The organism is Neobacillus solisequens (assembly GCF_051233465.1).
In the GTDB taxonomy this organism is placed as follows: Bacteria; Bacillota; Bacilli; order Bacillales; family Cytobacillaceae; genus Neobacillus.
On sequence record NZ_JBKFGJ010000002.1, the window covers coordinates 444,641 to 457,465 of the forward strand.

11 protein-coding genes are annotated in these 12,825 nt (G+C 36.9%); all 11 read left to right on the forward strand.

The window, feature by feature from the left end; translation table 11 throughout:
* The first annotated feature begins 48 nt into the window (after positions 1-48).
* The 11 genes from fliD to flgL all read left to right on the forward strand — a co-directional run bounded on the left by fliD (position 49) and on the right by flgL (position 12,820).
* Complete coding sequence (gene fliD, locus ACI3K6_RS02665; protein WP_435553590.1) at positions 49-1,557, forward strand: flagellar filament capping protein FliD; 1,509 nt, start codon at positions 49-51, stop codon at positions 1,555-1,557.
* Between the two features lie 335 nt (positions 1,558-1,892).
* The gene (locus ACI3K6_RS02670; protein WP_435553591.1) at positions 1,893-2,234 is read left to right on the forward strand and encodes a carbon storage regulator; all 342 of its coding nucleotides are present in this window, start codon (positions 1,893-1,895) and stop codon (positions 2,232-2,234) included.
* A gap of 122 nt (positions 2,235-2,356) precedes the next feature.
* Positions 2,357-4,009, forward strand: coding sequence for a flagellin N-terminal helical domain-containing protein (locus ACI3K6_RS02675; RefSeq protein WP_435553592.1), 1,653 nt, complete (start codon positions 2,357-2,359; stop codon positions 4,007-4,009).
* A gap of 220 nt (positions 4,010-4,229) precedes the next feature.
* Entirely contained in the window at positions 4,230-4,595 is a 366-nt protein-coding gene (flaG, locus tag ACI3K6_RS02680) for a flagellar protein FlaG (RefSeq protein WP_335476151.1), read from the forward strand.
* 33 nt (positions 4,596-4,628) lie between these two features.
* Complete coding sequence (locus tag ACI3K6_RS02685) at positions 4,629-5,204, forward strand: DUF6470 family protein (RefSeq protein WP_435553593.1); 576 nt, start codon at positions 4,629-4,631, stop codon at positions 5,202-5,204.
* A gap of 136 nt (positions 5,205-5,340) precedes the next feature.
* The gene (locus ACI3K6_RS02690; protein ID WP_435553594.1) at positions 5,341-7,359 is read left to right on the forward strand and encodes a methyl-accepting chemotaxis protein; all 2,019 of its coding nucleotides are present in this window, start codon (positions 5,341-5,343) and stop codon (positions 7,357-7,359) included.
* Between the two features lie 51 nt (positions 7,360-7,410).
* Positions 7,411-9,429 (forward strand): methyl-accepting chemotaxis protein, encoded by a 2,019-nt coding sequence (locus ACI3K6_RS02695; RefSeq protein ID WP_435553595.1) that lies wholly within the window; start codon positions 7,411-7,413, stop codon positions 9,427-9,429.
* Between the two features lie 196 nt (positions 9,430-9,625).
* Positions 9,626-9,898, forward strand: coding sequence for a flagellar biosynthesis anti-sigma factor FlgM (flgM, locus tag ACI3K6_RS02700; protein WP_335476144.1), 273 nt, complete (start codon positions 9,626-9,628; stop codon positions 9,896-9,898).
* 11 nt (positions 9,899-9,909) lie between these two features.
* Entirely contained in the window at positions 9,910-10,395 is a 486-nt protein-coding gene (locus tag ACI3K6_RS02705; RefSeq protein WP_435553596.1) for a flagellar protein FlgN, read from the forward strand.
* A gap of 27 nt (positions 10,396-10,422) precedes the next feature.
* Positions 10,423-11,907 (forward strand): flagellar hook-associated protein FlgK, encoded by a 1,485-nt coding sequence (gene flgK, locus ACI3K6_RS02710; protein WP_435553597.1) that lies wholly within the window; start codon positions 10,423-10,425, stop codon positions 11,905-11,907.
* 13 nt (positions 11,908-11,920) lie between these two features.
* A complete protein-coding gene (gene flgL, locus ACI3K6_RS02715; RefSeq protein ID WP_435553598.1) occupies positions 11,921-12,820 on the forward strand; it encodes a flagellar hook-associated protein FlgL in 900 nt (299 codons plus the stop codon).
* The last annotated feature ends 5 nt before the right edge of the window (positions 12,821-12,825 follow it).

A 12,825-nucleotide genomic window follows, 5' to 3' on the forward strand; every position in this document is an offset into this window, starting at 1 on the left:
TAATGTTAAATAAATGCTAATTTATATGTTTATGTAGGAGTGATATAAATGGTTAGTACCAATACCAATACCAATACCAGCAATACTTTAAGAGTAACTGGTCTTGCTTCGGGGATGAATACAGATGAAATAGTCTCAAATTTGGTTAAAGTAAAGAGTGCCCGATTATTCAAAATGCAACAGTCTAAAACTTTAGCAACTTGGAAACAGGATGCTTATCGTGATGTGAATAAAAAGATTGATGAATTTCGGAAATCGATGGAATCTTTGCGGTTGCAATCAACATTTAATAAACAGACAGTGACATCAGGAGATTCACGTGTTGAAGTTTCAAGTGGCGGAACAAGTACTCAAACCGATTTTGTCATATCAGAAGTTCAATTGGCTACCTCCGCAAAACCGGCAATGGTTAGTTTTAACAGTGGTGGTGCAGCTCTAAATGAAGACATGACCTTATCATTTACCAACGCAGATACATCAGTTGAGAATATTGATCTTACAGCAAATATGTCTTTAGATGATGTGATTTTGGCAATAAACAATCATACTTCAAATACTAAAATAAAAGCAACCAATGTGTCAGGGTCATTAGTACTTACTGCTACAGATAACACAACTGCTATTAATTTATCTACTTCTGATATTGATAATACCAACTCATTAAAGATCGCGAATTCAATTGCGACAAGTAAAAATGCTGAACCGGGTAAAGTTGTCATAAATGATACTACCATTGCTTTATCCTCTAACACCTTTACCTTTCAAGGGGTTACTTTTAATTTAAAAGGGAATGTTGCACCAAATAGCAACATTTCTGTACAGGTTGCTAGTGATACTCAAGGGATTTTTGATAGTATTAAGTCTTTTGTAGATAAATACAATGAACTTATTGCTGACTTAAATGGGAAATTAACAGAAAAAAAATACCGGGATTATCCGCCACTTTTAGATGATCAAAAGAAAGATATGAAAGATGCTGATATCAAACTTTGGGAGGATAAAGCCAAAAGTGGTTTATTTCAGAACGATTCGACTCTTAGTACGTTTCTAACACAAATGCGCAATAGTTTGTCTAACAGTGTTGATAGCGGTTCTGCAGGTTTTACATCATTGAAAGATATCGGGATAAATCTCTCTACCAACTATAAGGATAATGGTAAATTAGTAATTGATGAAGATAAACTTAAAGGGTTCCTTAAAACTAATCTTGAAGATGTGAAAAAATTATTTACAAATAAGGGCACTGGAATCAATAGTACTTCTACCACAGTAACTGATACCGATATGCACAAAAATAGCGGCTTTGCTTGGAGGATATATGATCGGTTAAATGTGACGATTAGTCAGATTAGTGATTTATCTGGCTCATTATATTCAACGGGTGATACGAAAAGTTATTTATATAAACAAATCCAATCATTAGACACTAACATTGATAAAGAACAGGATAAAATTAGTACCTATGAAAACAGATTATATAAACAATATGGAGCAATGGAAAAGGCAATACAGAAAATGAACTCACAAAGCAGCTGGCTGTCACAACAGTTTAGTTAATAAAAAAACACTGTTGAATTGTATAATTCAACAGTGTTTTTTTATGAAATTAATTCAAAAAGGACTAAACATTTTATAAAGATGTTCGATAAATATTGATAGATGGTATTTCTAAAATTAAATAGTTTCCAAAAGAAATACTACAATGTGTTCTTCAAGGAAGAATAAAAATTATCGGTAAGAACTAAACTAAATAGTTAAACAACCGATAATATAAAAAACAAGGAATTCCTTGGATGACACAATTAAGAAAAAATTAAAATTCTTCTAAACCATTCTTGAAATCATCCGATAATAAGAATGTAAAGAAAAACAAGAGTTTGGAGGCTGTTAAGGTGCTCATCGTGGGCAGAGAGATTGGACAAGCTGTGATTATTGGTGACAATATTAAGGTTACCGCACTACAATTAGGTTCAAAGCTTAAACTCGCCATTGATGCGCCAGAACACATTCAAATTTCTCGGGTAATACCAAATCAAGATACTCGAGATAAGTTAAAAAAAAGAGCAAGACTCATAGGCGACACTCTTTTAATCGGAGAAATGATAAAAGTAACAATTCTTCAAACTGACTCAGGTTTAGTTCGATTTGCAATCGATGCACCAAAAGAAATCAGTGTTTATCGGGAAGAATTGTTATACGAGAGAAGACTAACGGAAAATCAAACTGTAATATGAATTGATTTCAAGTTAATTCACTCTTGCTCAATAGTATCCTTAATTTAATAGTAGACCCATAGGGTTTATTATAGATAATTCAAAAAATATACTTTTTATAATTTAAGGGAGGAAAAATCACCATGCAAATCAATCACAACATTGCGGCACTTAACACTTACCGTCAATTAAACAGTGCTTCAAATTCACAAAGCAAATCAATGGAAAAATTATCTTCAGGTCTTCGTATTAACCGTGCAGGAGATGACGCTGCAGGTCTTGCAATCTCTGAAAAAATGCGTGCACAAATTCGTGGTTTAGACCAAGCATCTGCAAATGCTCAAGATGGTATTTCTATGATTCAAACAGCTGAAGGTGCTTTAAACGAAACACATTCAATCCTTCAACGTGTGCGTGAACTTGCTGACCAATCAGCAAACGGAACAAACACTGCTGATGACCGTAAATCGATTCAAGATGAAGTATCTCAATTGAAATCAGAAATCGACCGTATCGGTAATACAACTGAATTTAATACTCAAAAATTATTGAATGGTAATTTAAGAGGAGCGGATGGAGTAGCTTCAACTTCAAATTCTACAATTGGTAGTACAGTTGCAAAATTAACTGCTGGACAGATGACATCAGCAACTTCGATTAAAGCTGATCATTCTGCAGCAACATTCGGAACAGATACAATTACTGTTGATGGACAAAAAATTGATGTAAACTGGGATAATTTATTATCACAAGACCAAAAAGATTTATTGAAGTCTAACCTAGCAACAGCAAGTTCTACAACAGTCAAAGAGGTTGGAGACATTTTAACAAATGCAATCAATACTGCAATCGATGCATCTGGTAAAAACGTAGGACATGTAACAAGCTACACAGATGGTACTGATAAACTTGTATTAACAAGTAGTACTGCAGGAACAAAATCAGAAGTAACATTATCAAATAACGCAGCTGCAACTTCTATTGGAGCAACATTCCTGTCTAATACAGCTGGTAATAAATCTGCTGCTGCTAACGTAGGAACTAGCACATATAATGGAACAGACCTTGCAGGAACTGGTAAATTTGATGTGTATATTGGTGATAAGTTAATCGGAGTAGGTGGTTCAACAACTCCTATGACTGGTAATAATGGTGACGCTATGTCTACTGTAGCTACTACCCTTGCTTCTTCAATCAATGATGCTATCTCAACATACAACACTTCTACTGGAAAGACAGCTGGACAAGATGGATTTATTCAGAATGTTACTGTATCCGTTTCAGATGACGGACGTTTTGTAATTAAAAGCGATTCTGGAGAAATTTCTCTTAAAGATTTAACTGGAGAAACAACAATTAAAGATTTAGGTTTAAGTGATGCTCAAACTCAAGCATCTGGTAATGGTGGAATGACATTCCAAATTGGTGCAAATAAAGGTCAAACCATTACTTTTGGAATTAATGATATGCGCTCTTCTGCACTAGGAATTTCAGGTGTAGATGTTTCTACACAAGCTGGAGCAGCTAATTCTTTAACAGCTTTGGATTCAGCTATTAAGAATGTTTCCTCAGAACGTTCAAAACTAGGTGCTGTTCAAAACCGTCTAGAACATACAATCAACAACTTGAGCACATCTTCTGAAAACCTAACTGCTGCGGAATCTCGTATCCGTGACGTAGATATGGCGAAAGAAATGATGAACCAAACTAAGAATTCAATTCTTGCACAAGCAGCACAAGCAATGTTGGCTCAAGCTAACCAACAACCACAAGGAGTTCTTCAACTTCTTCGTTAATTATGATAGTAGTAGGGGCTTTGTTCAGACAAAGCCCCTTTTACTTTTTATTATACTTTATTTCATTAACTATGTTATCGCATATACTCTTTAACTAAAAAATACTTTTTATTAATAAATTTTCCAATAATTTTCCCATTAATCCCCTCCATTAACTAAACACTTCTTTTCTAATACCGATAAAATAAAAAGAAAGTATGAAAAAAGGGTGAGAGGAAAAATGATCGACAAATTATCCAATTTAAATACCCAAGCCACAGATTTTCAGGTAAAACAAGTAGATCCCGTAGAGCAAACGGAAAAAACAAAAGAAGTTTCACTAGATCAGCCGCAAGATCAGTCTAAACAAAACCAACAATTAACCAAAGAAAAAACTGAAAAAGTCATTAACAGTTTAAATGATTTCTTGAAAGCATCTACGACACATTTGAAATTTCAATATCACGAAGAATTACAAAAATATTATGTGGCTATTGTGGATGACCAAACCAACGAAGTCGTAAAAGAAATACCTCCGAAAAAATTGCTGGATATGTATGCGGCGATGGAGGATTATCTTGGCTTATTAGTAGATAAAAAGGCATAACAAGAATAGCTAAGCTCTAAAGGCGGTGATTTCATGAATTTACTTCAAATTCGATTGCATCAAACCTTTGCACAGATTGGAATGAGGACGATACAACCTGTCCAAGAAATTAAACAGGTTCCTGCGGATCTTTCCATTAAACAAATACCATCAGAAATGAATATAGAGCGAACACCGTCGAAGCTAGTTGTTGATCAAGAGGAAGCATGGGAGCAACTCGGGTTTAAATCACTTACTGTTCTAAAGGCAGAGTTTATTGAGAATGCCAAGCAGGATGGTCTACAGGCCATTGCCGAAATAGCCGAAAAAGGGGACCAAATGGCTGCTATTCAGAATAAAACAGATGCTATTGTGGCTCAGGCAGCTGAAAAAGCAAATCCACAGCCTGCTGATTTCAATATTGCTTTTATCCCTAGTCCAGGATCAGTAAAAATTCAATTCACACCTGCAGAGGTACATATTTCCTGGAAACCGGGCGGAGCTGAAATAAATTCTATACAAAATAAGCCCATCCATAATTATACTCCCGGTAAAACTGAAATCTATCTGCGGCAGAAGCAAGGATTGGAGATTGATTTTGTTGGGGGAAACATCGATAACACGAGGTAACCCAATAGAACCAGTATTTAACAAGTACTGGTTTATTTTTGTTTGCTCAAATAATTAAACTATTTAACTATTGTACCGATAATATTAACATCATCATACATACCTATCAAAAAATGCTAAAGAGGGAGGCATTACGATGGAAAAGAATCAAAAAATGGCATCAAAATATAAATTTAAAAGTACAAAAACGAAATTGATTGCGGGAATGACGGCAGTGGCGATTGTCCCAACGATATCGATTGCGATCATATCAAATATCTACACTCAGGATGTCATGTCCAAGCAAGTATCAAAATCTACTTTGCAATTAACAAAAGAGGCTAGTAAAAGTCTTGAATTTAAGATTCAAGGGGTTATCAGTCAGCTAGATTTATTGTCAAACAACATTGACTTTACGGATTATTACAAAATCCCAGAAGCGCCAAAATATGCAAACGATTTATTGCAAGAGACGCTAAAAACAAATAAAGAATATGCTTTTGTCTATTTCGCGAATATAAAAAAGGAAATGTTAAGTGCACCGAATACGGATCTTCCTGATGGCTACGACCCTACGTCACGTGATTGGTACCTTGGTGCTGTCGAGAAAGACGGCCAGGTATTTTTTAGTGAACCATACAAAGACGAGGGGACAGGCCAATTAGTGTTAACCCTTTCCAAGGCTGTTAAGGATCAAAATGGACAACTGGTTGGGGTTGTGGGGATCGACCTTGATATGGGCAATTTTTCAAATTCTATGAAAAATATTGTGATCGGGGATAAAGGATTCATGACCATTATTGGTGGGGACGGGAAGTATATATTCCATCCAAATGCCAAGAAAATAGGTGCTGATGCAAGTAAACTATCTGTTTGGAATCATATCCAAAAAGAAAATGAAGGCTACAGCAACTATAAATTGAATGGAACCGAAACTTTTTCCGCCTTTACAACAAATAACTCAACCCATTGGAAGTTCGTTTCCCAAATGGACAATGCGGAAATTACCAAAAGCTCTGATCAAGTTCGAAATATTGGTTGGTTGTTAACAGCTATATTTGGGGTATTGTCCGCACTTTGCGCCTATTTCATCTCAAGAGGCGTTTTGAAAAATATTCTTGCTGTTAAAAATGCCTTGCAAACTGCGTCCAAAGGGGATTTTTCCGCAAGGGTATTTGTAAAAACGCAAGACGAATTTAAAGAATTGGAAGAAAGCTTCAATCACACGATGGAGCAATTATCTAACTCACTTCAAAAAGTGGATGATACGTCGAAACAGGTATTATCAACATCCGCTCAATTATCCGGAATGACTAAAGAAACAAGTGCTGCCATTTCAGAAGTGGCGATTTCCATTGAACAAATTGCTCAAGGTGCCGGATTACAAGCGAAAAACGTCCAGGTTGGCTACGATCAAATGAAAGGTCTATCGGAAAAATTAGATGATATCTCTTTCGCAACTGCCAATATGAACCATGTATCCCAGCATTCAATGGAATTAAGTAATAAGGGATTGGAGCGAGTTGTTCTTTTAACTGATAAAGCAGCGGAAACAAAATCTTCTACCCTTGAAGTGGCTTCGATTATTAAAGATGTTGATGTGAGAATGGAGGAGATCAATACCATCATTGATGCGATTACGAAAATTACCGAACAAACCAACTTACTTTCACTCAATGCCTCGATTGAATCGGCAAGGGCTGGTGAACACGGCAGAGGTTTTGCAGTGGTGGCGAATGAAGTAAGAAAATTGGCAGAACAATCTAAAGCGTCCGCCGATGAAATTAAGCGAATTGTCGATAGCATTAAAGGGGTCGTCAAACAGGCAGTAGAAGCGATGGATCGAACGAATCTCGCCGTAAATGAACAAGACCAGGCAGTATTAGAAACAAAAGCCATCTTTCATGACATTCTTACTTCCGTTCAAGATTTGACTCAAAAAGTCGTAAATGTTGAAATTTCAGTAAAAGAAAGTCAAACCAATAAGGATACGGTCAGTCACGAAATCGATAGTATAACGGCTGTTTCAGAACAGACCGCTGCCGCAACGGAAGAAGTTTCTGCCTCTGCTGAGCAAATATCAGCTACCATGATTTCCTTTACCCAACATGCTGCAGGACTAAAAGAATTATCCGAACGGCTTGAAGAGGAGTTAAAGAAATTTAAATTGAATTAACCCCCCTTTAAATATTATTAACAACAAGAACATACAACTAGGAGGTATACCATGAAACAAAATAGACAAGGAAAAACCAACTCAATTTTAAAAAGTGGTAAGTTTAAGTTAATAACGGGAATGACGGCTGTATCTATTATTCCAACTATTTCAATTGCGCTGATCTCTAATATGTATACACAAAAGGTGCTTCACACAGAGGTTACGAATTCTGCTTTGCAAGTAACCAAGCAATCAAGTGTTGGATTGGATTATAAAATTGATGGAGTGAACAGTCAGTTACAATTGGTTGCCAATAACATCAACTTCACGGAGTTCTATCAAAACCCGATGAATGCAACCTATGGATCTTTCCTATTGGAAGGTACGCTAAAAACCAATCATGATTATCAAAGTGTTTATTTTGCCTCATCGAAAAAAGACATGATTAATGCACCAAAACAACAATTGCCAGAAGGCTATGATCCAACCGTAAGAGATTGGTATACAGGAGCAATAAAAAATAATGGCAAGCCGTTTTATAGTGAACCCTATGTGGATGCTTTAACCAAAAAATTGGTCTTAACCGTTTCACAGACCGTCTTAGATAAAAATGGTCAGGTGGTAGGTGTTGCCGCAGTAGATTTAAACATTGATAACTTTTCGAAATCCATCAGCAGTATAAAGGTTGGAAAGCACGGCTATATGATCATAGTTGGTGAGGATGGTAAAATAATTGCGCATCCAAACATTAATAAAATCGGCTCTGATTATGTGACCAAACTATCTTTATGGAAAGATTTGGAGTCTCATAAAGAAGGTCAGAGTCAGTATCAAATGAATGGTGTAGATAATTTTTCCTCCTATACAACCAATGATAAGACAGGGTGGAAATTTGTTTCAGCACTTGAAGAATCAGAGATCATTGAGAGTGCCAATAAAATCAGAAATATCGGTTGGCTCTTAACCGCCATCTTTGGGTTGTTAACAGCATCCTTTGCCTTCTTCTTTGGCAGTAAAATGGCTAAGAATATTAGGATCGTTCGAGATGCATTGGATACAGCTGCAAAAGGAGATTTTTCTGCAAGGGTTGCTGTTGCCTCCAATGATGAGTTTAAAGACCTTGAAAACAGCTTTAATGACACCATGGAGCAATTATCATCTTCCTTGCAAAAAGTTGGTGACACTTCAAAACGGGTATTGGAGACATCTTCACAATTATCCGGCATGACCAAGGAAACAAGTGCTGCCATTTCAGAAGTGGCCATTGCGATTGAGCAAATTGCACAAGGTTCTAGTCTTCAGGCAAAAAATGTCCAAGTTGGCCATGATCAGATGAAAGATTTATCACTGCAATTGGATGAAATATCTGTTGCAACTGGTAATATGAACCATGTTTCTAATTACTCAATGGAATTAAGCAACAAGGGTCTAAACCAGGTAGAACTTCTTACCGATAAGGCAGCTGAAACAAAATCTTCCACGAATGAGGTAGCCTCGATTATTAACCAAGTAGATGGAAGAATGGAAGAAATCAATACGATTATTGAAGCCATTACTAAGATTACCGAACAGACTAATTTACTTTCACTTAACGCTTCAATCGAATCAGCGAGAGCAGGGGAACATGGCAGAGGCTTTGCGGTTGTCGCTAATGAAGTAAGAAAGTTAGCGGAACAATCAAAAGCATCAGCTGATGAGATCAAGAAAATTGTTGATAGTATTAAAACAGTCGTGAAACAAGCCGTTACGGCCATGCAACGAACCAATCAAGCTGTTACCGAACAGGATGTGGCTGTCGACGAAACAAAAGCGATTTTTCAAGAGATTTTGACTTCGATTCGCGAACTTGCGCAAAAGGTTCAGGATGTTGAAGTATCTGTAAAGGACAGTCAAACGAACAAAGAAACAGTGAGCCAGGAAATCGAGAGTATTACGGCTGTTTCAGAAGAAACAGCGGCAGCAACAGAAGAAGTTTCAGCCTCTGCTGAGCAAATTTCTGCAACGATGAGCTCTTTTACGCAGCATGCTGCTGGTTTAAAGGAATTATCTGAGCTGCTGGATCAAGAATTGAATAAATTCAAACTTTAAATAGGAAAAAGAGGAGTCATTTCACACGGTACTCCTCTTTTTTCTATATTTACGTGAAAAAAGTTTATTATTTTGGTAAAATGTTTAAGGGATGAATAGGATAGTAAATAAATAAAGCTGAAAATGACATATTGGACTAAACTTTATTTTAGACTTGTCGATAATAGTAATATCAGGAATAGGAGGGGACTGTCAAATGAGAATAAATGACACGAGATACGGTTTTTATTCCTACCAAAATCAACAGAACCGTTCAAATATAACTAATATAAATAAAAAATCAACTACTTCAACGAATGTAACGATCTCTTCAAAAGGTATGGAGATTTCTCAAGCGATGAAGTCTGAACAAACATCACGACAACAACGAATTCAAGATATTAAACAGCAAATTGCTGACGGAACTTATCAGGTAGACAGCAACAAGATTGCTGAAAAAATGCTGGATTATTGGAAAACTTCTGAGTGAGTGATAAAAAAATGGATCCCATAAAATTGATTATCCAAACACTTGAAGCTATGGTGGGTGCTCACTCTCAGTTGCTTGATTTAGCAAAAGAGAAAAGAAGTGTTCTCGTGGAAGGGGACATCAACCAGCTTCAAAATATAATTTATCGTGAGAGCTCTTGTACGGAAGAAATTCAAAAACTTGAAGAGCAAAGAAAAGCTCTGGTAAAAGTGTATTTGGAAGGGAAGGGAATCCCTGAAAAGGACTCTACAATAGAGGAATTGTTGAAGGTCCAGGAAAATGTGGAACACCGGACTGTTTTATCAGGGCTAGCGAAACAGCTTCGCAGCTTAATCCGCGAAATATCGCAGTTAAACGAGAGTAATCAGCAATTAATTCAATCCTCTCTCTCCTATACACAGTTTATGATCGGGATGCATGTAAGGAAAGAACCATCCATTGGATATGGACCAAAAAGTAAAAATCGTTATACTAATTTGCTTGATGCAAAAATATAGACACATATTGATTGGGAGGGGAATTAGTTGACTTCAACGTTTCATGGTTTAGAAATCGGAAAAAGAGCTTTATATGCCCAACAGACTGCACTTTCTACAACTGGACATAACATTTCCAATTCAAATACGATAGGATATACCAGGCAGAGGGCGGAGTTGCAGGCAACCAAAGCGATTCCCGTTCCGAGCATGAATACCACTACTTCCCCTGCACAATTGGGGACAGGTGTCGAGGTTAATAAAATCGTACGTTTAAGAGAAGATTATCTGGATGTTCAATATCGTGGTGAGAACAAGAATTTAGGCTACTGGGAAGCAAAAGGTGACACGTTATCAAAAGTGGAAGAGTTGTTAAACGAACCATCAGAAACCGGATTATCACATGTAATGGATCAATTTTGGAATAGTTGGCAGGAATTAGCGAAGAACCCTGATAGTGCTGCGGCACGTGCTGTAGTAAGACAAAGTGGGGTTGCAGTGGCAGACACCTTTAATTATTTTTCCAATTCATTGACCCAAATGAAGACAGATCTTAACACAGTTATTAATACAAAAACGAATGAAGTAAATTCTTTGGCAAGCCAGATCGCGAGCCTAAATGACCAAATCTCACGGTTAGTGCCAAACAATTATCAGCCAAATGATTTATATGACCAACGTGATCTTTTATTGGATCAATTATCAAAAATAGTAAATGTCAATACTGTGCCTGATAAAAACGGCATGGTGACGGTTTCTATCGGCGATGGGGTATTAGTTTCAGGTAATAAAGCTAGTAAACTTACCATCGGATTTGATTCTGCCACTAATCTGATCGATCCCCAAAATATTAAATTGGTCGATCCAGATCAAAATGAGAAGACGGTTACATTAGAATCCGGAGAGTTAATGGGTCGAATTGAATCATATGGGACTACTAAAGGTGGTATCATTCCCGATATTCAAAGCAAATTAAATGAAATGGTGAATGAATTTGCAACAGCGATCAATAACCAACATGCTGAAGGATTAAATTTAAATAATATAAAAGGTGATAAAACGCCAGTTGTTCCGTTTTTCACAGGAACAACAGCAGATACAATTTCTGTTAACTCTGACATTATGAAATCATTGGACTTAATAGCAGCTGCCTCCATTGAGGTAACAAATGCTGATGGCACTACCACATCATCTAGCGGAAACGGGAAAAATGCTCAGGCTATTGCTGATATCCGCTCCAAGAATACTATTGATTTAAATGGAACAACAACCACGATAAACGATTATTTTCAAAATATTATTGCCCAACTTGGCATAGACTCGCAAGAAGCAGGACGAATGGTGGGCAATTCAGATGTCATCATGAAACAAGTAGATAATCGCCGACAATCGGTCTCTGGTGTATCACTTGATGAGGAAACTTCTAACATGATCATGTTCCAACAAGCTTACAATGCCGCAGCCCGGATGGTATCGGTCATGGATGAATGTCTTGATAAAGTCATTAACGGCATGGGCCGTGTTGGGCTGTAATAGGAGGTAGCATATGGGTACTCGAGTTACACAAAGTATGTTGAATTCAAATATGTTATTTAATTTAAACCGGAGTAACTCTGTAATGGAGAAATATCAAAACCAAATGTCTTCCGGCAAGAAAATCAACAAGCCATCTGATGATCCAGTTACCGCCGTACGAGGCATGGTTTATCGTTCGTCATTGAATGAAATTGGACAATTTAAGCGAAATGCTGATGATGGTACATCATGGATGACTAGTACGGATGAAGCTTTGAATGAAGTAAATTCTGTGCTTCAACGGGTTAGGGAGCTGACAGTCCAAGGTCAGAATGGAACAAACAGTGGTACAGACCGAAATGCCATCGCAGATGAAATCCATCAAATGAAAGAACATCTTGGAGAAATCGCCAATACACAGATTGCAGGTAAATATATATTTGCTGGAACCGATGTTAAAAATCCACCTTATCGGGCAGATACCACTGGTGTTGAAGGATTTCAAAACAACAATAACGAAAAATTGGAAATGCAGGTAGGACAGAATAACAACGTTCAAATCAACATTTCGGGAACCAATATATTTAAATATAATGAGGATGGTTCAGGCGGAATTTTTCAGGTTTTAACTGATCTAGTAGATAATTTTAAATCATCAAGCCCCTCAGACTTTTTAGAGAAATTGGATACCCAAATCGATAATGTAATCACTCAACGCTCTGAATTAGGAGCGAGAATGAATCGAATGGAATTAAGTACCTCTCGACTGGACGGATTGGAAATTTCGACTACCAGCATGTTATCAAGCGAGGAAGATGTAGATGTTTCCAAACTAATTATTGATTTGAAAGCGCAAGAGAATGTACATCAAGCCGCATTATCCGTGGGTTCTCGCATTATTCAGACAAGCCTAGTTGACTTTTTACGATAATGTTT

What these genes read in the sequence shown, in the direction of transcription:
- fliD (WP_435553590.1), top strand. Translation starts at nt 49, where the DNA reads ATGGTTAGTACCAATACCAATACCAATACCAGCAATACTTTAAGAGTA.
- ACI3K6_RS02675 (WP_435553592.1), top strand. Translation starts at nt 2,357, where the DNA reads ATGCAAATCAATCACAACATTGCGGCACTTAACACTTACCGTCAATTA.
- flaG (WP_335476151.1), top strand. Translation starts at nt 4,230, where the DNA reads ATGATCGACAAATTATCCAATTTAAATACCCAAGCCACAGATTTTCAG.
- ACI3K6_RS02685 (WP_435553593.1), top strand. Translation starts at nt 4,629, where the DNA reads ATGAATTTACTTCAAATTCGATTGCATCAAACCTTTGCACAGATTGGA.
- ACI3K6_RS02690 (WP_435553594.1), top strand. Translation starts at nt 5,341, where the DNA reads ATGGAAAAGAATCAAAAAATGGCATCAAAATATAAATTTAAAAGTACA.
- ACI3K6_RS02695 (WP_435553595.1), top strand. Translation starts at nt 7,411, where the DNA reads ATGAAACAAAATAGACAAGGAAAAACCAACTCAATTTTAAAAAGTGGT.
- flgM (WP_335476144.1), top strand. Translation starts at nt 9,626, where the DNA reads ATGAGAATAAATGACACGAGATACGGTTTTTATTCCTACCAAAATCAA.
- ACI3K6_RS02705 (WP_435553596.1), top strand. Translation starts at nt 9,910, where the DNA reads ATGGATCCCATAAAATTGATTATCCAAACACTTGAAGCTATGGTGGGT.
- flgL (WP_435553598.1), top strand. Translation starts at nt 11,921, where the DNA reads ATGGGTACTCGAGTTACACAAAGTATGTTGAATTCAAATATGTTATTT.